Annotated in this window: 23 protein-coding genes; 15 read left to right on the top strand and 8 right to left on the bottom strand. The window is 74.2% G+C overall.

Features of this window, described 5'->3' with window-relative positions; all coding sequences use genetic code 11:
- Window positions 1–102: 102 nt before the first annotated feature.
- Window positions 103–1,266 carry a cytochrome P450 gene (locus tag ACIWVC_RS08835; protein ID WP_396453966.1) on the bottom strand — a complete coding sequence of 388 codons (1,164 nt, stop codon included), beginning with the start codon at window positions 1,264–1,266 and terminating at the stop codon, window positions 103–105.
- A 221-nt stretch (window positions 1,267–1,487) separates the two neighbouring features.
- Between ACIWVC_RS08835 and ACIWVC_RS08840 the strand changes: the two genes are divergently transcribed.
- The 6 genes from ACIWVC_RS08840 to ACIWVC_RS08865 all read left to right on the top strand — a co-directional run bounded on the left by ACIWVC_RS08840 (window position 1,488) and on the right by ACIWVC_RS08865 (window position 7,568).
- Window positions 1,488–2,099: a TetR/AcrR family transcriptional regulator gene (locus tag ACIWVC_RS08840; protein ID WP_396447646.1), complete on the top strand. Its 612-nt coding sequence runs from the start codon at window positions 1,488–1,490 to the stop codon at window positions 2,097–2,099.
- 67 nt (window positions 2,100–2,166) lie between these two features.
- Window positions 2,167–2,796, top strand: coding sequence for a LysE family translocator (locus ACIWVC_RS08845; protein ID WP_396447645.1), 630 nt, complete (start codon window positions 2,167–2,169; stop codon window positions 2,794–2,796).
- A 151-nt stretch (window positions 2,797–2,947) separates the two neighbouring features.
- The gene (locus ACIWVC_RS08850) at window positions 2,948–4,168 is read left to right on the top strand and encodes a PucR family transcriptional regulator (protein ID WP_396447644.1); all 1,221 of its coding nucleotides are present in this window, start codon (window positions 2,948–2,950) and stop codon (window positions 4,166–4,168) included.
- A 31-nt stretch (window positions 4,169–4,199) separates the two neighbouring features.
- Complete coding sequence (locus ACIWVC_RS08855; protein ID WP_396453967.1) at window positions 4,200–4,808, top strand: TetR/AcrR family transcriptional regulator; 609 nt, start codon at window positions 4,200–4,202, stop codon at window positions 4,806–4,808.
- A complete protein-coding gene (locus ACIWVC_RS08860; RefSeq protein WP_396447642.1) occupies window positions 4,805–6,154 on the top strand; it encodes an MFS transporter in 1,350 nt (449 codons plus the stop codon). The genes ACIWVC_RS08855 and ACIWVC_RS08860 overlap by 4 nt, the downstream gene beginning before the upstream one ends.
- A complete protein-coding gene (locus ACIWVC_RS08865; protein ID WP_396453969.1) occupies window positions 6,144–7,568 on the top strand; it encodes a pyridoxal phosphate-dependent decarboxylase family protein in 1,425 nt (474 codons plus the stop codon). The genes ACIWVC_RS08860 and ACIWVC_RS08865 overlap by 11 nt, the downstream gene beginning before the upstream one ends.
- Here the strand turns inward: ACIWVC_RS08865 and ACIWVC_RS08870 are convergent.
- Window positions 7,565–9,040: a D-alanyl-D-alanine carboxypeptidase family protein gene (locus tag ACIWVC_RS08870; protein ID WP_396453970.1), complete on the bottom strand. Its 1,476-nt coding sequence runs from the start codon at window positions 9,038–9,040 to the stop codon at window positions 7,565–7,567. The genes ACIWVC_RS08865 and ACIWVC_RS08870 overlap by 4 nt on opposite strands.
- 1,325 nt (window positions 9,041–10,365) lie before the next feature.
- Here ACIWVC_RS08870 and ACIWVC_RS08875 point away from each other — a divergent pair.
- Window positions 10,366–10,785, top strand: a complete 420-nt coding sequence (locus ACIWVC_RS08875; RefSeq protein ID WP_396447638.1) for a CBS domain-containing protein — start codon at window positions 10,366–10,368, stop codon at window positions 10,783–10,785.
- Window positions 10,786–10,853: 68 nt separating this feature from the next.
- Here the strand turns inward: ACIWVC_RS08875 and ACIWVC_RS08880 are convergent, their stop codons facing one another.
- On the bottom strand, window positions 10,854–12,017 hold the full coding sequence (locus ACIWVC_RS08880) for an aminotransferase class V-fold PLP-dependent enzyme (RefSeq protein ID WP_396453971.1): 1,164 nt from the start codon (window positions 12,015–12,017) through the stop codon (window positions 10,854–10,856).
- 120 nt (window positions 12,018–12,137) lie between these two features.
- On the opposite strand from ACIWVC_RS08880, the gene ACIWVC_RS08885 reads away from it, so the two are divergent.
- Entirely contained in the window at window positions 12,138–14,024 is a 1,887-nt protein-coding gene (locus ACIWVC_RS08885; protein ID WP_396453972.1) for an ABC transporter ATP-binding protein, read from the top strand.
- Between the two features lie 217 nt (window positions 14,025–14,241).
- Here the strand turns inward: ACIWVC_RS08885 and ACIWVC_RS08890 are convergent, their stop codons facing one another.
- The 3 genes from ACIWVC_RS08890 to ACIWVC_RS08900 are packed head-to-tail and all read right to left on the bottom strand — an operon-like array spanning window position 14,242 to window position 16,274.
- Entirely contained in the window at window positions 14,242–14,676 is a 435-nt protein-coding gene (locus ACIWVC_RS08890) for an SRPBCC domain-containing protein (protein ID WP_396447635.1), read from the bottom strand.
- Window positions 14,677–14,714: 38 nt separating this feature from the next.
- Window positions 14,715–15,515, bottom strand: a complete 801-nt coding sequence (locus ACIWVC_RS08895; RefSeq protein WP_396447634.1) for an ABC transporter permease — start codon at window positions 15,513–15,515, stop codon at window positions 14,715–14,717.
- Window positions 15,516–15,530: 15 nt separating this feature from the next.
- Window positions 15,531–16,274, bottom strand: coding sequence for an ATP-binding cassette domain-containing protein (locus ACIWVC_RS08900; RefSeq protein WP_396447633.1), 744 nt, complete (start codon window positions 16,272–16,274; stop codon window positions 15,531–15,533).
- On the opposite strand from ACIWVC_RS08900, the gene ACIWVC_RS08905 reads away from it, so the two are divergent.
- The 3 genes from ACIWVC_RS08905 to ACIWVC_RS08915 all read left to right on the top strand — a co-directional run bounded on the left by ACIWVC_RS08905 (window position 16,255) and on the right by ACIWVC_RS08915 (window position 17,241).
- On the top strand, window positions 16,255–16,467 hold the full coding sequence (locus ACIWVC_RS08905) for a zinc-binding dehydrogenase (protein WP_396447632.1): 213 nt from the start codon (window positions 16,255–16,257) through the stop codon (window positions 16,465–16,467). The genes ACIWVC_RS08900 and ACIWVC_RS08905 overlap by 20 nt on opposite strands.
- 85 nt (window positions 16,468–16,552) lie before the next feature.
- A complete protein-coding gene (locus ACIWVC_RS08910; protein ID WP_396447631.1) occupies window positions 16,553–16,795 on the top strand; it encodes a hypothetical protein in 243 nt (80 codons plus the stop codon).
- A complete protein-coding gene (locus ACIWVC_RS08915) occupies window positions 16,795–17,241 on the top strand; it encodes an SRPBCC domain-containing protein (protein ID WP_396447630.1) in 447 nt (148 codons plus the stop codon). The genes ACIWVC_RS08910 and ACIWVC_RS08915 overlap by 1 nt, the downstream gene beginning before the upstream one ends.
- A 17-nt stretch (window positions 17,242–17,258) precedes the next feature.
- On the opposite strand, the gene ACIWVC_RS08920 is transcribed toward ACIWVC_RS08915, so the two are convergent.
- A complete protein-coding gene (locus ACIWVC_RS08920) occupies window positions 17,259–17,606 on the bottom strand; it encodes a hypothetical protein (protein WP_396447629.1) in 348 nt (115 codons plus the stop codon).
- Window positions 17,607–17,726: 120 nt separating this feature from the next.
- Here ACIWVC_RS08920 and ACIWVC_RS08925 point away from each other — a divergent pair, with 120 nt between their 5' ends.
- The 3 genes from ACIWVC_RS08925 to ACIWVC_RS08935 all read left to right on the top strand — a co-directional run bounded on the left by ACIWVC_RS08925 (window position 17,727) and on the right by ACIWVC_RS08935 (window position 21,191).
- Window positions 17,727–19,091, top strand: a complete 1,365-nt coding sequence (locus tag ACIWVC_RS08925; RefSeq protein ID WP_396447628.1) for an SMI1/KNR4 family protein — start codon at window positions 17,727–17,729, stop codon at window positions 19,089–19,091.
- 186 nt (window positions 19,092–19,277) lie between these two features.
- On the top strand, window positions 19,278–20,081 hold the full coding sequence (locus ACIWVC_RS08930) for an SRPBCC family protein (protein WP_396447627.1): 804 nt from the start codon (window positions 19,278–19,280) through the stop codon (window positions 20,079–20,081).
- Between the two features lie 12 nt (window positions 20,082–20,093).
- Window positions 20,094–21,191: an SRPBCC family protein gene (locus tag ACIWVC_RS08935; RefSeq protein ID WP_396447625.1), complete on the top strand. Its 1,098-nt coding sequence runs from the start codon at window positions 20,094–20,096 to the stop codon at window positions 21,189–21,191.
- A 15-nt stretch (window positions 21,192–21,206) separates the two neighbouring features.
- Here ACIWVC_RS08935 and ACIWVC_RS08940 read toward each other — a convergent pair whose 3' ends face one another.
- Window positions 21,207–24,041: an AAA family ATPase gene (locus tag ACIWVC_RS08940; RefSeq protein WP_396453973.1), complete on the bottom strand. Its 2,835-nt coding sequence runs from the start codon at window positions 24,039–24,041 to the stop codon at window positions 21,207–21,209.
- A 263-nt stretch (window positions 24,042–24,304) separates the two neighbouring features.
- Here ACIWVC_RS08940 and ACIWVC_RS08945 point away from each other — a divergent pair, with 263 nt between their 5' ends.
- Window positions 24,305–25,567 carry a PucR family transcriptional regulator gene (locus ACIWVC_RS08945; protein WP_396447623.1) on the top strand — a complete coding sequence of 421 codons (1,263 nt, stop codon included), beginning with the start codon at window positions 24,305–24,307 and terminating at the stop codon, window positions 25,565–25,567.
- The last annotated feature ends 3 nt before the right edge of the window (window positions 25,568–25,570 follow it).

The raw sequence follows: 25,570 nt of genomic DNA on the forward strand, positions 1-25,570 counted from the left end.
CGCGCGAGTTGATTCAGCCGCGCGAGTCGAATGGCCGCACGAGTTGATTCAGCCGCACGAGTTGATTCAGCCGCACGAGTTGATTCAGCCGTATGAGTTGATTCAGCGGGGCGTGAGGGTGACGGGGAATTCGGTGACGCCCCGGACGAAGGCGTTGCGGAGGATCCGCGGGCCCTCGTCGTCCGCCCATTCGGCGGTCGCCACGCGCGCGATGAACTCCTCGAAGAAGATCTGCAGTTCCAGCCGGGCCAGGGACGCGCCCAGGCAGAAATGCGGGCCGAGGCCGAACGCGATGTGGTCGCCGGGGCGGCGGGTCACGTCGAAGACGTCCGGATCGTCGAAGACGGCCTCGTCGCGGTTGGCCGAGCCGTACATGAGCAGGACCTGCCCGCCCGCCGGGATCTTCACGCCCGCGACCTCGGCGTCGGCCGAGGCGACCCGGCACATGTTGAGGATCGGCGTCGTCCAGCGCACGAACTCCTCGACGGCGTCCGGGACGAGGGACGGGTCGTCCCGCAGCTTCCGCCATTCGGCCGGGTGCCGGATCAGGGCGTCCAAGGCCGTGGCGATGACCGTGCGCGTCGTCTCCGCACCGCCGACCAGAAGCAGCAGGGCCTCGTGGGCGAGGTGGTCGTCGTCGTAGGCGGGCTCGTCCGGCCCCGCGTTCGACCACACGGAGAGCAGGTCGCCGGTCGGGCGGGCGCGGCGGTCCTCGGCCATCTCCAGGACGGCGAGCGCGTACTCGCCCGCCGCGATCGTCGCGTCGTCGGTGATGTAGCGCCGCCCTCCGCCCGCGTAGACGGCCGTCGCCGACCAGTGGACGAGCTGCGGCCACGCGTCCTCGGGGAAGCCGAGCAGCCAGCCGATGACGCGCGCGGGCAGCGGCGCGGCCAGGGCGGGGACGGCGTCGACGGTGCCCGCCTCCAGGGCCGCGGTGATGCAGTCGACGGCCGTGGCGCGGATCCGGTCGGCGTAGCGGGAGACGCCCCGGGGGGTGAAGCGCCGGTAGACCATGCGGCGCCGGCGCGCGTGCTCCGGGTCGTCCTGCCCGATCATGGACGGGTCGGCCGGCAGCTGCGGGCGGTACCCGCCGGAGTTCGTCCAGACGCGCGGGTTCCGCTCGACGGCGAACACGTCGGCGTGTCGGGCGATGCCCCACAGGCCGTTCTCCTCGTCGTGGTACACGGGCGCCTCGGCGCGGAGCCGGGCGTAGACGGACCAGGGGTCGGTGGCGTACATCTCGCCGTCGAGAAGGTCGATGTCCATGGCTCACTCCTCGGGATGCGCGTCGGACGGGGGGCTCATGGGGAGTGGGGCATGTGCCGCGCCTTGGTGGAGACGTAAGTCGAGACTAACGTCTCACCCAAGCAAGTGCTAGGTCCATGTTGTCCCGGCGCGCGCGGGCCGTAAAGAGGAGGTAGACCCTTGGTGCACGCGTTCGGTGTCAATGTGCGGAAGAATGGGGGCGGCCACAGCGAGGAGGCGTTTTGAGCAGCGATGCGCAGTTCACCGTGACGCGGACGCTGAGCAAGGACCAGCAGGCCCGGCGCGAACGGCTGATCGACTCGGCGAGGGAGCTCGCGCTGGAAGGGGGATACCCGGCCGTCACCATGCACGACGTGGCGGACCGGGCCGGCGTCGCCCGCGCGACCGTCTACCGCTACTTCGCCACCAAGGACCACCTGCTCACCGAGGTCGCCGCGGCCTGGGCGCACCACGTCACCGACGACATCGACGCGCTCGCGGTGGGCGACACGCAGCTGGAGCGGCTCACCGCGCTGCTGGAGCGCATCGTGTACGTCGCGGCGCAGGAGCCCACCCTGACGTCCGCGATCATCCAGGCGGTGACCTCGGACGACTCCAGCGTGGACGACGCCCGCACCGTGCTGTTCCAGTACCTGCGCGACCGGCTGTCCGCGGCGATCGGCGACCCGGTGCCCGAGCGGGAGGACGTCGAGCTCGTCCTCGGGCACATCCTGCTCGCCGCGCTGATCAGCCTCGCGTCGCTGCGGCAGCCCGTCGAGGACGTCGCCACGATGGTCCGGAAGTCCGGCCGCCTGGTGCTGGCCGGGGCGCTCTCCGCCGCCTCGCCCACCTGATTGGTCCACGTCCCGCGGCCCTGATTGGATCTAGAGGCAGGACCACCGCGCTCCCTAGCGTTCTCGCATGACCAATCCGCTGCTGTTCCTGCTGGCCGCGCTGACGCTGGTCGCCATCCCCGGCCCGAACCACCTGTACATCACCACGCGCAGCATCGGCGAGGGCCGCCGCGCCGGCGTGGTGTCCGCGCTCGGCGTCGAGACCGGCACGCTCGTGCACATCGCCGCCGCCGCGGCCGGGCTGTCCGCCGTCGTCGCCGCGTCCGCCACCGCCTTCGGGTTCCTGCGCTACGCGGGCGCCGCGTACCTCGTCTACCTGGCCTACCGGACGCTGCGCAGCCGCCACCGGCTCGGCGAGATGGAGCTCGCGCCGCAGCCGATCCACCGCGTCTACCTGGACGGCGCGCTGGTGAACGTCCTCAACCCGAAGGTCGTGCTGTTCTTCCTGGCGTTCCTGCCGCAGTTCGTCGACCAGGACGCCGGCGCCGTGCCGCTGCAGATCGCGGTCATGGGCCTGGCCACCGGGCTGATCGGCCTGGTCAGCGACATCGCCTACGCCCTCGCCGCCGGGTCGATCGGCGGCTGGCTGCGCGCCCGCCCGGCGTTCCAGCGGCGGCAGCGGTACCTGACCAGCATGATCTACCTCGGGCTCGGCGCCGTGGCGGTGTTCGCCGGGCCGAGCGCCCGCCGCGCCTGACCGGGCCGGACACCGCGGTGTCCTCCCTGGAGCTAGTGTCCGCCGTGCCGGAATTGTCACCCGGCTTATAAGTGCCGCCCCGCAATGCGTCGCCGGTGGTGCAGCCCGCCCGGCGCGCCGTCGGTAGCTTCCGTGGCGGGAGGTGCGAACGGTGACCACGACCCTTCAGGAAGGCTCACCGCTGAAGCCCTGGGCGGGCGTGCCGAGCGAGCTGTCCGGCGTGTTCCGGCCCCACCTGGACGCCCTCGCCGAGGAGATGATCGAGGAGATCCTCGCCGGGATCCCCGAGTACTCCCGCCCGCAGGACGAGGAGTACGCGCGGCTCGTCCGGCTCGCCGTCGAGGGCGCGCTCCGCCAGTTCGTCGACCTGATCATGGACCCGGAGAGCTCGTGGGAGCCGGTCGCCGCCGTCTACCGGGAGATCGGCCGGGCCGAGGCCCGCGAGGGCCGCAGCCTGGACATCCTGCAGACGTCGCTGCGGCTCGGCGCCCGGGTCGCGTGGCGGCGGCTCGCGTCGGAGTCCGAGCGGTACAACGTCTCCCGCCGCACCCTCGCCAGCATCGCCGAGGCGATCTTCGCGTTCCTGGACGAGATCGCCCGCGCCGCCACCGAGGGCTACACCGAGGCCCGCGCGCAGGAGGCCGGCGAGCTGGAGCACCGCCGCCGCCGGCTGCTCGACATGCTGCTCGCCGAGCCGCCCGCCTCCCCGCAGGCCGTCGCCGACGTCGCCCGGCTCGCGCAGTGGCGCGTCCCGCGCACGGTCGCCGCGGTCGTCCTGTACGAGCGGGGCAGGCAGCCGTTCTCGCACCCGTCGCTGCCGCCGGACGTGCTCGCCGACGTCAACCGCCGCGAGCCCTGCCTCCTCGTCCCCGACCCGGAGGGGCCGGGCCGCGGCAGGATGCTGGAGTCGGCGCTGCGCGACTGGATCGCCGCCCTCGGCCCGACCGTCCGCACCGAGGACGCGGCCAAGTCGCTGCGCTGGGCCCGCGAGGCGCTGCCGCTCGCGCGGCGCGGCATCCTGCCGTCCGACCGGCTGGTCCGCTGCGCCGACCACATGCCCGCGCTCGTCGTGTTCAAGGACGAGGAGCTGGTGCGCGCGGTCGCCGACCTGCGGCTCGCGCCGCTGAAGAGCGTCCGGCCCCGGCACCGCGAGCGGCTCATGCGGACGCTGCTGTCCTGCCTGCAGAACGGGTTCAACGCCACCGTGGTCGCGCACCGGCTGCACGTCCACCCGCAGACCGTGCGGTACCGGCTGCACCAGCTGGAGGAGCTGTTCGGCGAGCGGCTGTACGACCCGGACACGCGGCTGGAGATGGAGATGGTGCTCACCGTGTGGCTCACCGAACCGCCGGACGATCAATCAATCGATTGACCGAATTGGGGTTACCGCCTAGTTTGAGGCTATGACCGGTAACGACTCCGGTCGAGAGCGGATCCTCGACGCCGCCACCCGGCTGTTCGCCGCGCTCGGCTACGACGGGACGTCCACGCGGATGATCGCGGAGGCGGCCGGGCTCAACGTCGCCACCGTCGCCTACCACGTGGGCGGCAAGCGCGACCTCTACCTGGCGGTCATGGAGCGCGCCCACGAGCAGGAGCGCGCGGTGCTGTCGTCGGCGATCGAGGAGATCACCCCCGACGTGGACGGCATCCTCACCCTCCTCGACCGCTACATCGACTTCTGCATGACGCGGCCCGAGATCCCGGCGCTGTGGATGCACCGGTGGCTGTCCGACGCCGCGGACGTCGCCCACCTGGAGGAGCAGTACGTCCGGCCGCTGATGGTGATGGTCGCCGACGCCGCGCGCAAGGTCGTCCCCGACGACGTCGACGTCGAGTACGTCGTGTGGACGGTCGTCTGGGCCACGCACGGGTTCGGGGCGGGCGGCGTCCTGGACGCCGACGGGAACCGCCGCGGCCCGGACGACCCCGAGGCCGTCGCCCGGTTCCGCCGCCACATGCGCCGCACCGTCGCCCAGGCGATCGGTATGTCCGACCAGGTCAGCGGATGACCGCGCCGGCCGCCACGGCGCTGCCCCGGCGCCGCCTCCTCGGCTACGGCGTCGGCTCGGTCGGCACGGGCGTGTTCTCCTCCGTCCCGGGGCTGCTGCTCCTGTACTACCTGACCGACGTCCTCGGCGTCTCGGCGGCGATCGCCGGGGCCGTGCTCGTCGTGCCCAAGGCGTGGGACGTGCTGCTCAACCCGATCGTCGGCGCCGCGAGCGACCGCGAGGCCGTCCGCACCGGGCGCCGCACCCGGCTGCTGCTGCTCGGCGCCGCCGCGCTGCCGCTGCTGTTCGCCGCCATGTTCGCCGTGCCGGTCGACTCCCCGGGCATCGCCGCGGCCTGGGCCGGGGTCGCGTTCCTGTTGGCCGCGAGCGCGTTCGCCTGCTTCCAGGTGCCGTACGTGGCGCTGCCCGCCGAGATCTCCGCGGACCCGTCCGAGCGGGGCCGCGCGATGGCGTGGCGCGTCGTCTGCCTGACGCTCGGCATCCTCGTCGCGGGCGGTCTCGCGCCCGCCCTCACCGAGGCCGCCGGAGGCGGCCGCGCCGGATACGCGCTGATGGGCGGGGTGATCGGGCTCGCCATGGGCGCCGCCATGATCGGGAGCACGCTGGCGAACCGGTGGATCCCGTCCCGCCCCGGCCCGCGCCCGCTCGGGCTGGTCGCCGCGCTGCGCACCGCGCGCGGGAACAGGCCGTTCTTCCTGCTCCTCGGCGCCTCCGTGCTGCAGATCCTCGCCGTCGGGATCATGCTGGCGGGCGCCCCGTACGTCGCGACCTACCGGCTGGACGACTACGGGCTCACCTCGGCGATGTTCGTGTGCATGGTCGGGCCCAGCGCGTTCGCGGTGCCGCTGTGGCGGTGGCTGTCGCGGAAGTACGGGGTCGTCGAGTGCTACGTGGTGGGAGTGCTGCTGTTCGCCGTGACGGGCGTCGCGGCCTACCCGGTCATCACGTCCACCGCGGGCGTGCTCGTCTGCGCCGGGCTCGTCGGCGTCTGCTACGCGGCCATGCAGCTGCTGTCGCTGGTGCTGCTGCCGGAGACCGTCCACGCCGACACCGGACGCACCGGCCACGCGCAGGCCGGGGCCTTCACCGGGCTCTACACCGCCGCGGAGACCGGCGCGCTCGCCCTCGGCCCCGGCGTGTTCGCGCTGATCCTCGCCGCCACGTCCTTCCACTCCTCCGACCTCGAAACCCCCGTCGTGCAGCCGGCGTCGGCCATCACCGGCATCGGCGTCGGGTTCACCATCGTCCCGGCCCTGCTGCTGCTGATCAGCGTTCCGCCGCTGCTCGCGTTCCGGCGGGCCACCGCCCGCCGACCCGTAGAGGAAGCACAGGAAAATGCCGTCTGATCCCCTTCCCGAAGCGGGCCGCGCCCCCGCCGGCCTGCTGGCCGAGCTCGCCCGGCTCCGGGACGCGGACCTGCCCGTGCGCGGCGGGCAGGTCACCGCCTACGTCTACGACACCGGACGCGAGGCCGTCCACGACCTCGCCGCCACCGCCTACCACGAGATGCTGGAGGTGAACTGCCTCGACCCGACCGCGTTCCCCAGCATCGTCGCGCTGGAACGGCAGATCGTCGGGTACGTCGCGGCCAAGCTCGGCGGCGGCTCCGGCGTCTTCAGCAGCGGCGGCACCGAGTCGATCATGCTGGCGGTGAAGGCCGCGCGGGACGCCCACCCGGTCGAGGGGCGGCCCCAGATCGTCCTGCCGGCGACCGCGCACCCCGCGTTCCACAAGGCCGCGCACTACCTGGGCCTGGAGGTCGTGCACGTGCCGGTGGACGCGGGGTACCGCGCCGACCCCGCCGCGACCGCCGCCGCGATCACGCCGCGCACGGCGCTCGTCGTCGCGTCGGCCCCGTCCTATCCGCACGGCGTCATGGACCCGGTCCCGGAGATCGCCGCCGCCGCGGCCGCCGCCGGAGTGCCCTGCCACGTCGACGCCTGCGTCGGCGGCTGGGTGCTGCCCTGGCTGCGGGACGCGGGGCGCGACGTGCCGCCGTTCGACCTGTCCGTGCCGGGCGTGACGTCGATCTCCTGCGACCTGCACAAGTACGGGTACTCGCCGAAGGGCGCCTCGGTCGTGCTGTTCGCGGACGAGTCGCACCGCCGGCACGCCTACTTCGCGTCCGCGGAATGGCCCGGGTACACCGTCATCAACGCGACCGTCCAGAGCAGCAAGAGCGCCGGGCCGCTCGGCGCCGCCTGGGCGACCCTCAACGCCGTCGGCGCGCAGGGGTACCGCGAGCTCGCCGAGAACGCGATGAAGTCGGCGGAGCGGCTGATCGCCGGCGTCGCCGCCGTACCCGGGCTGCGCGTCCTCGGCGAGCCGGTCGCGCCGCTCGTCGCGGTCGCCTCGTCCGACCCCTCGCTGGACGTGTTCGTCATCGCCGACGAGGCCAGGCGGCGCGGCTGGTTCTTCCAGCCGCAGCTCTCCTACCAGGGCATCCCGCCGAACCTGCACTTCACGCTGACCGGCGTCAGCGACGTCGACGCGCTCCTCGACGCGCTCACCGGCGCCGCCGAGGCCGCCCGCGCCGCCGGCCCGCCGGACGTCCCGGCCGACCTGGTCGCGGCACTCGCCGACCTGGACCTCGACAGCCTCGACGACGCGGGCTTCGCGGGGCTCCTCGCCTCCGTCGGCGTGGACCTCGCGGGCGGCGGCGAACCGGAGATGGCCGTGGTCAACACCATCCTGGACGGCCTGCCGCCCGCGACCCGCGAAGCCCTGCTGATCCGCTTCCTGTCGGCGCTCTACGCCTAGCCGAGGCGGATGAGCCGCTTGAGGTAGGACGGCTCGTCCAGGTTCCGGGCGAGCCGCAGCGGCACGGTCGCCGCACCGGCCGTCACGGCGCCGACCTTCTGGCCGCCGCCGGCCTCGTGCGGCGGGTCGCCCGTGACGCCGACCGGCACGGTCAGGCCGGGCCAGCCGACCACCGTCACCGGCGCCGCGGCGCGCAGCGGCGTCGTCCCGCCGAGCCCGTCGTCGACCCGCGCGACCCGCGCCCCCTTCGGCGCCAGCGTCACCGCGGTCAGCGCGCCCTCGGCCGCGGTGACGAGCCGCCCCGCCGCGCTGACGGCCCCCGCCGCGCTCGGCGACCGCTGCCCCATCACCGCGCCGATGATCAGCGTCGGCACGCCCGCGACGCTCTCCCGCGCGGCGAACACGAAGTTGCCGCCGGCCGCGTCGGTGTAACCGGTCTTGCCGCCGACGACGCCGTGCTGCCCGAGCAGGAAGTTGCCGCCCTCCCGCGCCGCGCCGCCGCCGTCCGGCACGTACGCCCGGTTGTTGACGATCTCCGTGAACGCCCGGACCTTCATCGCGGCCCGCAGCAGCTTGACCTGGTCCTGCGCCGTGCTCACGGTGCCGGCGTCGTACCCGCTCGGATCGGTGTAGTGCGTGGCGGTCATGCCGAGCTCGCCCGCCGTCGCGTTCATCTTCGCGACGAACGCCTGCTCGCTGCCCGCGTCCCACCGCGCCAGCTCGTGCGCGACGTCGTTCGCCGAGATGATCAGCAGCGCCTCCAGCGCCTTGCGCTGCGTCAGCTTCTGGTACGCGGTGACGCCGAGCAGCGACTCGTCCCGCTTCTTGCGCATCGGGATCTGCGCCGCCGCCTCCGGCGACACCGTCAGCACCGGCCCCGGCTCACCCGGCTCCAGCGGATGGTCGCGCAGATACACGTACGCCGTCATCACCTTCGCGACGCTCGCCGTGGGCGTCGGCGCCGTCCCGCCCGAGAACCCCATCATCCCGAGGCCCTCCACGTAGACGGCGGCCTGCCCCGCCGTGGGCCACGGCAGCGCGGGCGCCTGCCCCGGGAACGCGTGGCTGGACGCGATGGCCAGCTCGATCGTGGGCTGCGGGACGGGCCGGATGAGCTGGCCGGCGACGACGCCGACGAGCAGCACCAGCGCCGCCACCAGCACGATGAGCCCGCGCCGCCGCTTGCCCTTCCGCCGCGGCTCCGCCGAAGGCCGCACGGGGGGCCGGGGCTGCACGGGGGGCTGCGCCGGGGGCTGCGCGGCGCCGTCCCAGGGCACGTTCCACTGCCCCGACGACCGGGCCGGATACTCCCCGGAGCCCCGCACGGCCGGCAGCCGCTCAACCCGCGTGACAGAGGCGTCCGGCGGTGGCGCGGCGGGCAACGCCCGCTGCGGCGGCGCCTCGTACGGCCGCTCCCGTACCGGCGCCGCCTGCGCGCCCTCGTTGCCCGGACGGTTCTTCGCGGGATCCACGCGCCAAGGCGCACCCTGCGGCGGCGCGCCCGCGGGCGGGACACCCTGCGCACCGGCCGAGGCGCCCCTTGCTCCCGGAGCGCCCTCCTGCGCACCGGGCGGAGGGCCCTGCCGGGGTGCCCCGGCGGACGGCGCCGCATGCCTGCCCCGCTGCGGCGCCGCGCCCGGCCGCGCGTTCCCGCGCCCCGCCTGCGGCTCCGCGTCTGCGGGCGGCGCCGCGTCCCGAGCCGGCGCCCGATGCGCCGACCGGCCGCCAGGCCCCGCGGGCGGCACCTCGGGCGGGGTGGACGCGTGCGATGCCGGCCGGCTGCCCGGCCTATGCGCATGGCCGCCGGACTCCTGCGGCCCCGTCTCGGCAGGCGGGCCGGTGCGAGGCCGTCGTATCGGATAGGTCGCCGGGTGTGTTTCGTCGCGTGGTTGTTGCGGCGCGGCTTCCGCGGGTGGGTTGGGTGGCTGTCGTGTTGGTTGGGTCGTTGGCCGTGCTTCGTCGCGCGGCTTGCGGGGTGCCGCTTCTGCGGGCGGGGTGGGTGGCCGTTGCGCTGGTCGGGTGGCCGAGTGCGCTTCGTCCCGGGGCTTCTCCGGCGGAGTGGGGCGTGGCTCCTCGCGTGGTTGCCGACGTGGTTCGGCGGGCGTTTCCGCGGTGGTGTCGCCGGGGCGCTCCTGTGCGGGCGCGGCGTGCTTCGGCGCGCTCGGGCGCGGTGTCGGCTGGGTGGGCGCGGTGCTCGGGTGCGGCGTTGCGGTGTCGCGGTCGTCGCGTTGCGGTGCTTCTTCGGTTTCCGGCGGGTCCTCGTCCTGCTCGGACGGGGCGGGGCCGGGTTCTTCCGCGTCGGACGCTTCGGCTGCGTCGTCCTCTGCTGCGGGCGTCTCGGGCGGCGTCGGGAACTGGACGTACCAGGTCGGGGTGGGCGGCTCTTCCGAACGGCGGCGGATCGCCACGTCCGGGCGGGTCAGGTCGACCTTCGCGGGGGCGCGGAACTCGGCGGTCGCCGTGCGGGAGGCGTCCTGCTCCTCCTCGGTGCCGGACGTGTCCCGTTCCCGCTCGGCCTCGTCGTCCACGTCCCCGACCTTCCTCGTACTCGAGTCATGACAAGCAGGCGGAGCGGTCCCCCCGACAACCCCGTGCATAGTGAAGGATGCGCAGTTTATCGAGAAGGTTCGCGCTGATTCGCATGCGCGGCCGCCGTGTTCCGCGAGGGGACGGCCGGGGCGAGCCGGATGCTCGACGCGTCCGGGGCGTCGTGAGTGATCCCGTTCCTGCCGGGTAGGGGCCGGATCAGCCCGGGCCCAGCACAACGGTTCACGAGGCTCAAGGAGTGAGCATTCCCATGGCCACGAAGATCCGCGAAATCATGACCGGCTCGCCGACGTCGGTGTCGCCGGAGCTCGACCTCGTCACGGTGGCGCGGGCGATGCGGGACGAGGACATCGGCGCCGTGCTGGTGGCGGACGGCGACGACCTCATGGGCGTCGTCACCGACCGCGACCTGGTCATTCGCGGGCTCGCCGCCGGCGGCGACCCGGCCCAGGCGAAGATCGGCGGCATCGCCAGCCGGGTGACCGCGACCATCGGCCCCGACGACACGCTGGACAAGGCCGCGCAGATCATGCGCGAGCGGTCGGTGCGGCGGCTCCCGGTCATGGAGGACGGCCGCCCGGTGGGCATCGTCTCCATCGGCGACCTCGCGATGGAGAAGGACTCGGAGTCGGCGCTCGCGGACATCAGCGCCGCACGCCCCAGCACCTGACGCGTGCCCGACCAGTGGGCGCGTCCGGAGGTCGCCTACCGGTGCCCATCCTCCGACCCCGGGCGCGCTCACTTTTGGGGCAGGGCGGCCAGCAGCCGCTCCAGCTCCTCCTCGGTGTTGTAGTAGTGCACGGAGGCCCGCACGGCCGTCGGCCGGGCGTCCGGGTCGTATCCGTGTGATGCGGGGTACGTGACGTTGATGTTGACGTCGTGTGCGCGTGCGGCCTTCTTGATGGCGTCGGGTTCGTGGCCGTCCACGGTGAAGGTGACGATCCCGGACTGCCGCGCACCCTTGTCGAGGACGGTGACGCCAGGGCGTTCGGCCAGGGCGGCGCGCAGCCTGGCGGCGAGGTCGGTCACGCGGGCCTCGATGTTCGCCATGCCGAGGCCGGTCGCATAGTCCGCGGCGACGCCCAGGCCGATCTGCCCGGCGACGTACCGCTCCCACGTCTCGAAGCGCCGGGCGTCGTCGCGCATCTCGATGCCGTCCGGTGACTTCCAGTCGGCGGCCCGCAGGTCCAGGAACGGCGGGACGAGGGTTCGCAGGATGTCGCGGCGCACGAACAGGAACCCGGTCCCGCGCGGGCCGCGCAGGTACTTGCGGCCGGTCGCGGAGAGCATGTCGCAGCCGATCTCCTCCACGTCGACGGCGAGCTGGCCGACCGACTGGCATGCGTCCAGGAGGTAGAGGACGCCGTGCTCGCGGCAGAGCCGCCCGACCTCGGCGGCCGGGTTGATGAGCCCGTTCTGCGTGGGGATGTGGTTGAGCGACACCAGGCGGACATCGCCCTTGGCGAGTTCGGCCTCCAGCGCCTCCAGCGAGAGAGTTCCGTCCGCCTCGTCCGGGACGACGTCCACCTTCGCGCCCTTCGCCTCGGCCATCTGCCGGTAGGCGATCGCGTTGCTGGAGTACTCGCTGGTCGTCGTCAGGATGCGGTCGCCGTCCGCGAACGGGATCGAGTAGAACGCCATGTCCCACGCGCGGGTGGCGTTCTCCACGTAGGCGACCTCGTCTGCGCCCGCGCCGATGAGCCCGGCCACGGCGTCGTAGAAGTGCTGGACGGCCTCCGCGTTCTGCTCGGCCGCCTCGTACCCGCCGATCGTCGACTCCAGCGCGAAATGCCCGTTGACGGCCTCGATGACGGGATAGGGAGGCAGCGCGGCGCCGGCGTTGTTGAGGTGGGCGACCCTCGCGCACCCCGGGGTGTCGGTCCGGATCCGTCCGATGTCCATGCTCGCCTCCGCAGAAATGTCGTACCCCCGCGTGATGCTGGATCGCGGTCACGACTTGACCTCAAGCCGCCTTGAGGTCGCATGCTTGCCGGTCCAGGCTAACGATCTTCAGGGGGCTCCATGGACATGGAAGTCACGGCGTGGATGTCGCTGCACCATGCCATGAACGCGCGGGACAGCAGACCGTTCTCCAAGGCGACCCTGCGCCGCATCGCCGGGTTCGCCCGCCCGCACAGGCGCCCGCTGGCCGCGTTCCTCCTGCTCAGCGTGGTGATGGCGGTCATCGCGGTGGCGACGCCCGTACTCGCCGGATGGGTCGTCAACGCGATCGTCGACCGCGCCGCGACGTCCACCGTCGTCTGGCTCGCCGTGCTCATCGCCGTCCTCGCGGTCGCCGAGGGCGGGCTGGGCCTCGCCAACCGGTGGCTGTCCGCCCGCATCGGCGAGGGGCTGATCCTCGACCTGCGCACCGCCGTGTTCGACCACGTCCAGCGCATGCCCGTCGCGTTCTTCACCCGGACCCGCACCGGCGCCCTGGTCAGCCGCCTCAACAACGACGTGATCGGCGCCCAGCGCGCCTTCAGCGACACCCTCTCCGGCGTCGTCAGCAACACGGTCACGGTGCTGCTCACCTTCGCCGTGATGGTGCGCATCTCGTGGCAGATCACCCTGCTCGCGCTGCTCCTGCTGCCCGTCTTCGTCCTCCCCGCCCGCCGCATGGGCGCCCGCCTGGCCCGCCTCGAGCGCGAGGCCGCCGCGCACGACTCCGCGATGAGCACGCAGATGACCGAGCGGTTCTCCGCGCCGGGGGCGACCCTCGTGAAGCTGTTCGGTCGCCCGGACCGCGAATCGGCGGAGTTCGCCGCGCGGGCCCGCCGCGTCCGCGACATCGGCGTCCGTACCGCGATGGTGCAGCACGTCTTCATCACGGCGCTCACCATGGTGTCGGCGCTGGCCCTCGCCCTCGTCTACGGCCTCGGCGGGTTCCTGTCGCTGCGCGACCACCTCGACGCCGGCGCCGTCGTCGCGCTCGCCCTCCTGCTCACCCGCCTGTACGCGCCGCTGACCGCCCTCGCCAGCTCCCGCGTCGAGGTGATGAGCGCCCTCGTCAGCTTCGAGCGCGTCTTCGAGATCCTCGACCTGGAGCCCCTCGTCGCCGAGCGGCCCGACCCGCGCACCGTCCCCTCCGGCCCGGTCTCCGTGGAGTTCGAGGACGTCACCTTCGCCTACCCGTCCGCCGACAAGGTCTCCCTCGCGTCCCTCGAAGAGGTCGCCACCCTCGACACGCGCGGCGGCGTGGACGTCCTGCACGGCGTCTCGTTCCGCGCCGAACCCGGCCAGATGATCGCGCTGGTCGGCTCCTCGGGCGCGGGCAAGTCGACGATCGCCCAGCTCCTGCCGCGCCTCTACGACGTCGACTCCGGCGCCGTCCGGCTCGGCGGCGTGGACGTCCGCGACCTGTCCTTCCAGGCCATCCGCGAAACCCTCGGCATGGTCACGCAGGACGGCCACCTGTTCCACGAGTCCATCCGGGAGAACCTGCTGCTCGCCCGGCCCGAGGCCACCGACGACGAGCTCTGGGACGTCCTGCGCCGCGCCCGCCTCGACACCCTCGTCGAGGGGCTGCCGGACGGCCTCGACACCATCGTCGGCGAGCGCGGCTACCGCCTCTCCGGCGGCGAGCGCCAGCGCCTCACCATCGCCCGCCTCCTCCTCGCCCGCCAGCGCGTCGTCATCCTGGACGAGGCCACCGCCCACCTCGACTCCACCTCCGAGGCCGCCGTCCAGGAGGCCCTGGCCGAGGCGCTCGACGGCCGCACCGCCATCGTCATCGCCCACCGGCTGAGCACGATCCGCGCCGCCGACGAGATCCTCGTCATCGAGGACGGCCGGATCGTCGAACAGGGCGCCCACGACGAGCTGCTCGCCGCCGAAGGCCGCTACGCCGACCTCCACAACACCCAGTTCGCCAACACCCCGCCGCTGGAACCCGAGCCCGCCCTCTGACTCCCCGAGCCCGCCCCTCTGACTCCCCGAGCCTGCCCTGGACACGCGCCAAGCCCGCCCTCAGCATGCGCCGAGCCCGCCCAGACAAGCGCCGAGCCTTCCCTCGACACGCGCCGAGAAGCCGCGACGGCGCCGCGAGTGTCAAAGCGCCCGGACGGCCATGGACCCGGCCCGGACCCGGCAGTGCGGGGGCGGCGAGGGCCGGTTCGGGCCGGGGTCAAGGGAGGGCGGTGAGGGTTCGGTTGAGGGCGCGGAGGACGCCGGAGCGCCAGCCGCTGCCCATGCCGCGGAACGCGAACGCGTTGACGGGGTCGTCCAGGTCGAAGCCCGCGTGCTCGATGAACAGGCGGGTGCCGCGGCCCTCGGGGGTGAGCCGCCACGTCACCGTCGTGTCGAGGCCGCCGCCGTTCCAGGTGATGCGCAGGAGGCGCTCCTCGTCGATGTCGAGGACCCGGCAGGCGATCCTCCCGTCGAAGCCGACGTTCGGGATCGGCGGGGCGCTGAACGTGAACCGGTGCCCCACGACGGGCTTGAAGTCGTTCGGCATCAGCCAGCGGGCCAGCAGGTCGGGCTCGGTGAGCGCCCGCCACACCTTGGCCGGCGGATGCGGCAGGAACTCGTCCACCTCGATCGACGCGCGTTCACCGCTCACGCCGTCCCCCCTCCGGCCCCGTGCGGGGCGTCGCAGCCTCACGTCCGGCGTGCGCGGGTGACGGCGACGAGGCCGGAGACCGCGATGATCCCGGCGGTCCACGCCAGCGCCCGCGGCACGTAGTGGGCGGCGCCGTGGCCGAGCAGCGCGGACGCCGCCTCGCCCTGCGTCAGGACTCGGACGGTGTCCATCATGACAGTGACCGGCTGGTTCTCCGCGAAGCCCCGCAGCCATCCGGGCATCGTGTCCACCGGCACGTAGGCGCTGGACACGAAGCTCAGCGGCAGCGCCAGGAACCCGGCGCCCTGCGCCGCCTGCGGGTTCGCGGTGAGCAGCCCCAGCGCGACGAACATCCACACGAACGCGAACCCGAAGAGGACGCACAGGCCGAACCCGGCGAGCGCCGGCGCCCAGCCCGCGTGCACCCGGAACCCCACGGCGAAGGCCAGCGCGGTGCTCACCGCGAGGATCAGCGCGACGCGCACCGTGTCCGCCGCGACCTGCCCGGCGATGACGGCCGTGCGCGGCATCGGCAGCGACATGAGGCGGTCGAGGCGGCCGGACGCCAGGTCATCGGCGACCGCCACCGCCGCGCTCATCCCGGCGAACAGCCCGCTCACCGTCAGCAGCCCGGGGATCATGTAGTCGACGTAGCCGATGCCGCCCGTCCCGATCGCCCCGCCGAACACGTAGCGGAAGATCAGCAGGAACGCGATGCTCTGGACGAGCCCCATCACGATGATCTGCGGCGTCCGGAGCGTGCGCCGGACCCCGCGCTGGGCGATGACCCAGCTCGCCGCCCCCAGCCCGGACCCGCCGGACGCCTGCGTTACTGCCACGGTGATCTCCTCTGGTCATGCGGTGGTGGTCTGGGCGGGGGCGGTGAGGGCGAGGAAGACCTCGTCGAGCGTCGGGCGGCGGAGGGTCATGTCCTCGATGACGGCGCGGTGGTCGGCCAGTGCATGGGCGGCCTTCATGAGGTCGTCGGGGCCGTTCTCCGCCGTGAGCGTCAGCAGCAGCGACGCCGGATCGGTGTGGACGTCGCCGACCGCCCGCAGGGCGTCCGCGGCCGGTTCGAGGGCGGCGTGGCCGCGGACGTGGATCTCGATCAGGTCGCCGCCCATCCGGGCCTTCAGCTCGCGGGGCGAGCCCTCGGCGGCGACGCGGCCGCAGTCGATGATGACGACGTGGTCGGCGAGATGGTCGGCCTCGTCCAGGTACTGGGTGGTCAGCAGGACGTTCGTGCCGTTCGCCACCAGGTCGCCGATGGCGTCCCACAGCTCGATGCGGCTGCGCGGGTCGAGCCCGGTGGTGGGCTCGTCCAGCAGCAGGAGGCGCGGCGCGCCGACCAGGCTCGCGCCGAGGTCGAGGCGGCGGCGCAGCCCGCCCGAATAGGTGCGGACGAGCCGGTCCGCCACGCCGCCGAGCGACAGCCGGTCGAGGACGTCGCCGGCGGCCGCGCGGGCGGCCCGCCGGCTCAGGCCGAACAGCCGGGCGGTCATCTCCAGGTTCTCGCGGCCGGTCATCGCCCCCTCGACGGCCGCGTACTGCCCGGCCAGGCCGATGATCCGGCGCCACGTGTCCGTCGCCGACCCCACCGTGGACGAGCACGGCGGCCAGTGGATCTGGGTCCGCCCGAACGGCGCGAAGCTCGCCGAGCTGGCCCGTCTCGCCGACCGCGGCGCGCTCGCGGTCGAGGTGGCCGGCACGTTCCCGCTGGAGGAGACGGGCGCCGCGTTCGACGCCAGCCGCGGCGGCCACACGCGCGGCAAACTCGTCATCACCCCCTGACGCCCCAGGGAGTACCGCCCTACCCGTGACGTCCGGAGGACGGCCGCCCGGAGCGGAGGCCGGACGAGCGTGTTACATTGTTACCATGGTAACAGTTGAGCGGGTGCAGACCGGCCTGCGCATCGAGCGCAACGTGCTGAAGGTCCTGAAGGCGCTGGCCGAGTACCTCGACCTGTCCCTGGGCGACCTCGTCGAGGGCATCGCGCTGCACGCCTTCGAGGGCAAGGCGCCCTTCTCCGCGGAGACCCTCGCCAAGATCGAGCAGCTCAAGGACGTCTACGGCCTGACGCTCACCGCCGCGGACGCGCACACGCTGGACGATTCATGATGAGCGCCGCGACCGACGCCCAGTACCGGCTCACCGGCCGCCTGACCGTCCCGCTCCCGCCCGACCGGGCGTTCGAGCTGTTCACCGCGCGGGGCGAAGAACGCTGGGCCGCGCATTGGAAGCCGCGCTTTCCCCTGCCCGTCACCGACGACGCCGTGCCGGGGACGGTCTTCCAGACCGATGCCCACGGACACGCCACCACGTGGATCGTCCTCGACAGCACCCCGGGCCGCCGCATCCGCTACGCCCGCGTCACCCCGCAGACCACCGCCGGAACGGTCACCGTCAGCCTGAACGGAACGGGCGGACGAACCGAAGTGACGGTCACATACGAGCTCACCGCACTGACCGAGGCCGCCGCGCCCGGCCTCCGTGAATTCGCCGCCGGCTACCCGGCCTTCCTGACGGACTGGCAGCACGCCATCACCCGGTCACTCCGCGCCTGACCGCCGATCGAGCGGCGTCAGGACTTCGGTCGCCTCCTGCCGGGAACGATCCACGCATGAGGCGCGGGATCGACCGCCAGCTCGTTCTCCACGAGCTCCTGCCAGCCCTCGTCCGCCAGGCCGGCGGCGACGAGCAGGTCCCGCCAATCCGTGCGGCCGAGCGATATCGCCTCGTCCAGCTCGCCCAGATGCCCTCGGGCCAGCACGAGAGCGGCGACCTGAATTCGCTCGACATGGATGGAATCGCGAGGCTCGCCGCGAAAGACATCGCTGGTCAGCCCCGCCAGAGCCTCGGTCACCTGCGGGACGTGGTGCGGGAAGTCGGCACGGACACGGCGCCGCACACGCTCGGAAACGTCGACCACGCTTCACGCTCGCACGGGCACCGCGCCCCGGACAACCCGGCAATGCGGCCAATCCCCGGCCGCCCGTGCGATCTTCCGTGATAATTGCCGCCACGATCACGGAGGGACCGGGAGGCGCCATTGCCCGCGATCAACGACTTCGGCACCTGGGAGCCCCTGTTGCGGCTCCTGCGCGCGGGCAACGCGAAGGCCCTCGCCGCCCCGGACGGCCACATCGCCGGGCGGATCGGCCGCTACGGGTGGAGCCTGCCCCTCCCGCCGCGCCTTCCGCCGCCCGGCCGCGCTCTCCAGGTCGAGGACATGCAGGAGGAGTTCGACGCGGTCGGACGCGTGCAGAGCGCCCTCGCCGACGACGAGGAGATCTCCTTCGTCGCGGAGATCGGGCCGACCGGGCGGACCGTCCTCTACCTCCTCGATCCCAGCCCCGCCGTCGAAGCGGGCATCGGGCCGCACCCGGGTGCCCTCGTCCTGGTCGACCAGGCCGTCCCGGAGCCTTGGCGCCGCCTCCCCGACCCGGTGCCCGGCGCGGCGCCGGCCCCGTCCGCGGACCCGGCCCTGCTGGGACGGACGCTCCGCGAGCGGCTCCCCGGCGCGACCGGCGCCACGGAGGCCGAGATCGCCGCGGCGGAGGCCCGCCTCGGCGTCGCGCTGCCCGCCGAGCTGAAGGCGCTCTACCGGGTCATGCGCGGACGGTGGGACGACTGGGGCGACGACTACGAGGCGGCCGAACGCGCCGCCGAGGCGGTCGGCTGCGAGCTGTTCCCGCTGGAGGAGGTGTACATCGCCGACCCGCCGTCCCGCCCGTGCCCGTGGCGGTTCGCGGCGCAGGAGGCGGTCGTCACCCCGCCCGGCGCGGCGGTGCAGGGGGTGGTCGGCTCGCCCGGCTGGATCGCCTTCGGCGACAACGGCGGCGGCGACCGGCTGGCGGTCGACCTGACCCCGGGCCCGGCCGGCCGCGTGGGGCAGATCATCATGATCGGCCATGAGCAGAGCATCGGCGCCGACCTGCTGGCCGACTCGCTCACCGACCTCGTGGTGAACGGCCGCGACGAACCGCGCTCCGACCGGAGGGACGATTCGCCGGCCGTGGCCAGGATCAACTACCGGGACCTGCCGAGCGTCCACGCCGCCGCCCACCCGGAACTGGAGGTCGTCAGCATCGGCGTCTGGGAGGGGGAGCCGCTGAGCCTCGCCCCGCTGGCCGGGCTGCCCCGGCTGCGGACCCTCACCGCCTACCCCGGGACGCTCGCCGACCCGCTGGAGATCGCCAAGCTGACCGGCCTGGAGTTCCTGGAGCTCGGCCCGGACGAGTGGCGCGTCCTCCTGGACGCCGGAGCCGTCCCGCGCAGCCTCTCCGCCGCCGCGATCGAGGTGCACGGCGACCGCCACCCGCTGCCGGTCGTGTCCCTCGCCAACGAGCTGCTGGCCCTCTGGGACCGCCCCCAGATCACCCAGACCATCCTCGAAGGCCACCTCACCTCCTAGGCGCCGGCGCGGGCCGAGCAACCGACGCCCCCAGCCCTTCTGACGCGCTCGGCCGGTCCTGTCGGGGACGCCGGAGCCGACGATCGTTGTACCGGAATGCCTCGTTGTTGGCCTGCGGCCTGTTTTGCCCGGTCTTGACCGGGTAACCCGGCGCCGTATCCGAGTGGACGACGAGGTGGACAGGACATGAGATTCCGGACCGGCACCGCCGCCGGCACGGCGCTCGGCGCCGCCGCGGGCGCGGGCGGGGTCGCCGCGGCCCTGTCGGCCCGGCGCCTCGGCCGCCGCGTCCTGCGCCGGGCCGAGCGGCGGCTGGAGCGCGAGACCCGGCGTCTCGTCGCGAAGGCCGAACAGGCGGGTCCGCTGGGCAAGGCCGCGCTGGCCGGGGTGAAGGCGCTGCGGGACGGCAAGTCCCCGCTCCGCGCGCTGCTGAGCTTCGGCTGGACGGCCCTGAAGGAGACCCTCGCCGGCATCTTCGGGCGTGGGCGAAGGGGGAAACCGACCAACATCGTCGAGCAGATCGATGTGGGCGCGCCGCGCCGCCTCGTCTACGACCAGTGGACGCGGTTCCAGGACTACCCGTCCTTCATGAAGAAGGTCGAGAGCGTCGACCAGGCGTCCGACGAGAAGCTGCACTGGAAGGCGAAGATCTTCCTGTCCAGCCGGACGTGGGAGTCGACGATCACCGAGCAGGTCCCCGACGAGCACATCGTGTGGCGCTCCAAGGGGCCGAAGGGCCACGTGGACGGGGCCGTCAGCTTCCACGAGCTGACCCCCGACCTGACCCGCGTCCTGCTCGTCCTGGAGTACCACCCCGCCGGTCTCTTCGAGCGGACCGGCAACCTCTGGCGCGCGCAGGGCCGCCGGGCCCGCCTTGAACTGAAGCATTTCCGCCGTCACGTGATGACACAGGCGCTGACCCGCCCCGACGAGGTCGAGGGCTGGCGAGGCGAGATCCGCGACGGCGAGATCGTCACAACCCCCGAGTGAGGTAGACACACAATGGCACGCGGAAGCCTGATGGGCCGGGCGCCCATCGGACAGATCACCAAGCATCTCCCCGGCGGGCGCCGCAAGCGCATCCCCGACCTGGGCCGTCTCTCCAAGAACCTCCCGAAGGGCCTGCCTGGCGGGCGGGCCGTGGGCGCCGCGGGCGGCGTCCTGCTCGGCGCCGGCGCGGCCGTCGCGGCGAGCCGGGCCCTCGGCGGGCGCGGGGGCGGGCAGGACCGGAACCCCGGCGGCGACCCCGGCGAGGAGAAGGCCGAGTCTCCCGAGAAGACCGAGTCCAAGAAGCAGGACGAGGGCGGCAAGGACGAGCGCGAGAACGAGAGCAAGAACGAGAGCAAGGACAACGGGCACGGCGTGCTCGGCCAGCTCAAGAGCACGGTCGGCGGCGCCCTCCCCGGCGGCAAGGGCAAGGACGACGGCGACGGCAAGAAGGGCGGCAAGGGCGGCGGCGGCAAGAAGGTGAAGGTCACCAACATCGTCGAGCACATCGACGTGGGCGCGCCGCGCCGCCTCGTCTACGACCAGTGGACGCAGTTCCAGGACTACCCGTCCTTCATGAAGAAGGTCATCAGCGTCGACCAGGCCGACGAGACCAAGCTGAACTGGAAGGCGAAGATCTTCTGGTCCGCCCGGACCTGGGAGTCCACGATCATCGAGCAGGTCCCCGACGACCACATCGTGTGGCGCTCGAAGGGCCCGAAGGGGCACGTGGACGGGACGGTCAGCTTCCATGAGCTGTCCCCGAACCTGACCCGCGTCCTGGTCGTCCTCGAATACCACCCGCAGGGCTTCATGGAGAAGACCGGGAACCTCTGGCGCGCGCAGGGCCGCCGGGCCCGCCTCGAACTCAAGCACTTCCGCCGGTACGTGATGACGCAGTCGCTGACCCGCGCGGACGAGATCGAGGGCTGGCGCGGCGAGATCCGCGACAGCGAGGTCGTCCGGACGCACGAGGAGGCCGTCGAGGAGGAGACGTCCGCGAAGGACGGCTCCAAGGAGAGCCCGAAGTCGTCGAGCACCTCCAAGAGCAACGCCAAGTCGTCGTCCGCCAAGAACGCCAAGGCGCGCGAGGAGGAGTACGAGGAGGTCTGACCCGCCCCGGCGGGCTCAGCGGATGAGGCGGGCCAGCTCGACGCGCGACCGGATCCCGAGCCGGGTGAAGACGTTGCGGAGATGATGGTCGATCGTCCGCGGGCTGAGCAGCAGCCGCGCCGCGATCTCCCGGTTGGTGGCGCCCTCGGCGGCCATCCGGGCGATGTGCGCCTGCTGCGCGGTCAGCTTCCCGAACCCGTTCGCCGCACGCGGCGGCGCGGACTCCGCGCCCCGCGCGCCGCCCGTCCCCGCCCCCCGCTCGGGGACGGGCGGCGCCGCGGCGGGGGGCGCGACGGTCTCGCCGGCGGCGCGCAGCTCCGCGCCGGCCTGCGCGGCCCACGGGACGGCGCCGTACCGCTCGAAGATCCGCAGCGCGGCGCGCAGGTGCCCGCGGGCGGCGCGGGGCCGGCGGCCGCGCCGCAGCCGGTGCCCGTACAGCAGCTCCGTGCGGGCGAGCTCGAACACCGCCCCGGCGGCCTCGTGCAGCCGCAGGGCCTCGGTGAAGTGCTCCTCCGCCTCGGCGTCGCGTTCCGCGAGCAGGGCGCGGCAGCGGCGGCTGAGCGCCTCCCGCCCGGGCGCCGAGCCGATGCCGTCGGTCCAGCGGCGGAAGTGCTCGTAGGCGCGCGCGGCCCGCTCGTGGTCGCCGGTGCGCACCAGCGCCTCGACCAGGTGCGGGACGGCGAACAGCCGCGACGGGGGATGGGCGAGCCCGGCGCCGCCCGGCAGCCGCAGCCGCGCGGCGGCGTCGGCGGGGCGGTCCGCGGCGAGGTCCAGGCAGGCGGGCGCCCACGTGCCGAGCGCGGCGGCGCGGGTGAGGCCGCGCCGGTCGGCGGTGCCGGTGAGCCGGGCCAGGTGCGCGTCGGCCGCGGCCGCGTCGCCGTTGAACGCGGCGGTCAGCGCGAGCGTGGCGAGCTGCTCGGTGGCGTGGCCGTGCAGCCGGGTGGCGCGGGCGAGCCGCAGCCCGTCGTGGCAGGCGGCGATGGGCGCCGGCGGGTGCCCGAGGAGCGCCTCGCACCGCCCGGCGACCAGCAGCGCGTACGACTCGGCGGGCGCGTTGCCGGCCCGCCGCGCGGACGCGACGGCCTCGGCGGCGAGGGAGCGGGTGCGCGGCCCGTCGCCCAGCGCGAACGCGGCGAGCGCCGCCCACGCCCGCGCGGCCGGGTCGGCGATGTCCGCGCCGAGCCGGGCGGCGGTGCCGAGCCGCTCCGCCGCCTCCCGGTACCGGCCGCGGACGGTGGCCGCCATGCCGCCGAGGTAGGCGAGCATCAGCTCCCCGCGCGCGTCGCCGGCGGGCGGCAGGGACGCCGCCCGGTCGGCGATCTCCAGGTAGGTGTGCGCGTCGCCGGACGCGTCGGCGGCCTCGGCGGCCCACATCAGCGCGGTCCGCGCCGCCTCCGCGTCCGACCCGGCGAGCCGCTCGGCCGCGTCCCGCAGCACGGGGACCGCCGTCGCCGGGCAGCCCGCCGCGACCTCGATCTCGCCGCGCAGCAGCGCGGCGCGGGCGGCGCGCGTCACGTCGCAGGCGGGCGGGCGGACCTGCCGGAGCATGGCGCGGGCCCGCCGGGACCGCCCGCTCGCCCACGCGTCCCCGGCGGCGCACAGGAACCGGTCGGTGCGGACGCGGTGCTCCACGGTGAGCGTCGCGGCGCGCCGCCAGAGCCGCCACGAGTCGGCGTAGCGCCCGGCGCGCTGGGCCGCGCCCGCCGCGTCCGCGAGCTCGGCGGCGACCCGGTCGTCGGGTTCGCCGGTGACGGCGGCGCGGTGCCAGATCCGCCGGGGCCGCTGCCATTCCCGGTCGAGCACCTCGGCGAGCAGCGCGTGCGCGTCCCGCCGCTCCTCCCGGGACGCGTCCGCCCACAGCGAGGACCGGACGAGCCGGTCGCGCACCGCGACGCCCTCGCCCTCGAACCGCAGCAGGCCCGACTCGCGGGCCGCGTCGAGGTCGGCCGGGTCCGCGCCGTCCCGCCGGGCGGCGCGCGCCATCGTGCCGGCGCCGATCCACTCCTCGGCCACCGCCATCAGCACGAGCCGCCGCGCACCGGCCGGCAGGTCGAGGTAGCGGCGGCGGTGCAGGGCGCGCAGGGCGCTGCCCGCGGGAAGCGCGCGCGGCGGCCGGGCGGCCCCGGACAGCTGCGCGGTCGTCAGCGCGGCGGCCAGCTCCCGGATCGCGAGGGGCCGCCCGCACGCCAGGTCGACGATCTCCTCGGCGAGGTCGCCGCCGGTGCCGTCCAGGCTGCCGCCGGCGGGGCCGGAGCCGATCGCGTCCTGTAAGACGCGGCGGCTCGCCTCCTCGTCGAGCGGCGCGAGCCGCAGCCGCGGGATGCCGGCGAGCCCGCCCGCGTCGCCCGCGTCGTCGCGGGTGGCGAACAGCACGGCGATCGGCTCGTCCTGGACGCGGCGCGCCGCGAACGCCAGCACCTCCAGCGAGCCGGGGTCGAGCCACTGCACGTCGTCCGCCCAGCACAGCAGTGGGCCGCCGCGCGCGGTGAGGCTGAGCAGCTCGCACACCGCCGTGTAGAGAACGAACCGCGCGGCGCTCGGCGTGCCGTCCATGATCGTGCCGAGCGCGCCGCGGTGCGCGGGCGGCAGCTGCGCGGTCTCCGCGGCGAGCGGCCGCAGCAGCCGGTGCAGCCCCGCGTACGGGACGGACGTCTCCCCGGGGACGCCGGTGGTCCCGATCGTCCGGAAGGCGGGCCCGGCCGCGCGGACGGCCGCCTCCAGCAGCGCCGTCCGGCCGACGCCGGGGTCGCCGGCGACGGCCAGGGCTCCGCCGTGCCCGCCGCGGGCCCGGTCGAGCATCGCCTCGATCGCCCGTGTCTCGCGTTCGCGTCCGTGCAGGGGGTGGGTCATGCCGGTCCCTCCTCGACGGGGAACTGACCTCGGCCCGGGGGCCGTAGGGGGCTCCTCTATTGGACGGGGTCTCAAAAGGGAAGGGGACCATAGATCAGCACGACCACCCGCCGCGGGTCCAGAGCGAGTTTCCGTCGCGTGGCCGCGGCGCAATCCGGACCGGCCCCGGTTGTGCGCCCGCACAGTCCGGCCCCCCGAAGATGGCCCGTACGCGCCCGTGATGTCACCATGAGGCCCCCGTGTTGTGCTGGAGGTGGCCCTCGATGACGGGAGGACGGACCGAACTGGCCGGGCAGGTCGACGCCGACCGGACGATCATGCGGAAGGCGGTGCTGCGCCTCTCCGACCGGCTGCCCGACCTCGCCGACAGGCTCGCCGCCGAGATCCTGTCCGGCGACCGGGGCGGCCGCGACGACGCGTTCCGCCACGACGTGTGGGAGATGTGCCACACCGGGTTCGGACACGGCTTCCGGACCATCCTCGATCCGAGCCGCGGCCGCGCCGACCTCGACTGGGCGCGGCGCCTCGGGCAGCGCCGGGCGCACCAGGGGCAGCCGCTCGACCAGCTGCTGCGCTCCTACCGGCTCGCCGGGCGGGTGTTCTGGGAGGCGGTCGTCGAAGTCGTCGGGCAGCACGACCCGGAGAACGTCCCGGCGCTGATCCGGCAGGCGACCCGCACGTGGGACACCATCGACCAGCAGTCCGGCGCCGCCGCGGCCGCCTACCACCGCACCGAGCTGGCGCTGGCGCGGCGCAGCGAGGAGCGGGTGCAGGCGATCGTGGACGCGCTGCTGGACGGGCAGGGCGCCGACGGCGGGCTGCTGTCGACCGCCACGTCCGTCCTCGGCCTGCCCGCGACGGGGCGGTACGCCGTCGTGATGCTGGGCGCCGAGTGCGGTTTCGGGGACGGCGTGGACCGCCGTCCCGCCGACACCGGCGGCATGCGGTTCATCTGGCGGCTGCGCACCGACGCGCAGGTCGCGCTGGTCGCGCTCGGCAGTGCCGGGCTGGACGACCTCGTCGCCGCCGTCCGCCCCTACGCGCGCTCGCACGCCGGCGTCAGCCCGGTCGTCGGGTCGCTCGCCGAGCTGGGCGGCGCGCGCTGGTTCGCCGAGCTGGCGCTGCGGACGTGCCGCGGCCCCGGCAACCAGATCGCCCGCCTGGACCGGCGCCTGCCCGACGCGCTCGTGCTGTCCCAGCCGCGCCTCGCCGGGCGGCTCGGCCATGTCGCGCTCGGCGGCCTCGGCGACGTGGACCCCGCGTTCCGGGACGTCCTGCTGACGACGCTGGAGACCTGGCTGGAGTGCGACGGCTCCGCGGCCCGCGCCGCAGACCGGCTGTTCTGCCACCGCAACACCGTCCTCAACCGGCTCCGCAAGATCGAGCAGCTGACCGGGCGGACGCTCACCCGCCCCGGCGACCTCGTCGAGCTGGCCCTCGCGCTGAGCGCGCTGCGGCTGCACGGCCCGGACGACGACGCCGAAGGGCCGCCCGTGCGGGGAGGCGGCGGGCGGCCCGGCCGGTGAGCG

It is taken from the genome of Actinomadura sp. (assembly GCF_044508335.1).
Taxonomy (GTDB): Bacteria; Actinomycetota; Actinomycetes; order Streptosporangiales; family Streptosporangiaceae; genus Spirillospora.

Coding starts and splice junctions, on each gene's coding strand:
- ACIWVC_RS08835 (WP_396453966.1), bottom strand. CDS start 1,266: ATGGACATCGACCTTCTCGACGGCGAGATGTACGCCACCGACCCCTGG.
- ACIWVC_RS08845 (WP_396447645.1), top strand. CDS start 2,167: ATGACCAATCCGCTGCTGTTCCTGCTGGCCGCGCTGACGCTGGTCGCC.
- ACIWVC_RS08855 (WP_396453967.1), top strand. CDS start 4,200: ATGACCGGTAACGACTCCGGTCGAGAGCGGATCCTCGACGCCGCCACC.
- ACIWVC_RS08860 (WP_396447642.1), top strand. CDS start 4,805: ATGACCGCGCCGGCCGCCACGGCGCTGCCCCGGCGCCGCCTCCTCGGC.
- ACIWVC_RS08865 (WP_396453969.1), top strand. CDS start 6,144: ATGCCGTCTGATCCCCTTCCCGAAGCGGGCCGCGCCCCCGCCGGCCTG.
- ACIWVC_RS08875 (WP_396447638.1), top strand. CDS start 10,366: ATGGCCACGAAGATCCGCGAAATCATGACCGGCTCGCCGACGTCGGTG.
- ACIWVC_RS08880 (WP_396453971.1), bottom strand. CDS start 12,017: ATGGACATCGGACGGATCCGGACCGACACCCCGGGGTGCGCGAGGGTC.
- ACIWVC_RS08885 (WP_396453972.1), top strand. CDS start 12,138: ATGGACATGGAAGTCACGGCGTGGATGTCGCTGCACCATGCCATGAAC.
- ACIWVC_RS08910 (WP_396447631.1), top strand. CDS start 16,553: ATGGTAACAGTTGAGCGGGTGCAGACCGGCCTGCGCATCGAGCGCAAC.
- ACIWVC_RS08915 (WP_396447630.1), top strand. CDS start 16,795: ATGAGCGCCGCGACCGACGCCCAGTACCGGCTCACCGGCCGCCTGACC.
- ACIWVC_RS08930 (WP_396447627.1), top strand. CDS start 19,278: ATGAGATTCCGGACCGGCACCGCCGCCGGCACGGCGCTCGGCGCCGCC.
- ACIWVC_RS08935 (WP_396447625.1), top strand. CDS start 20,094: ATGGCACGCGGAAGCCTGATGGGCCGGGCGCCCATCGGACAGATCACC.
- ACIWVC_RS08940 (WP_396453973.1), bottom strand. CDS start 24,041: ATGACCCACCCCCTGCACGGACGCGAACGCGAGACACGGGCGATCGAG.
- ACIWVC_RS08945 (WP_396447623.1), top strand. CDS start 24,305: ATGACGGGAGGACGGACCGAACTGGCCGGGCAGGTCGACGCCGACCGG.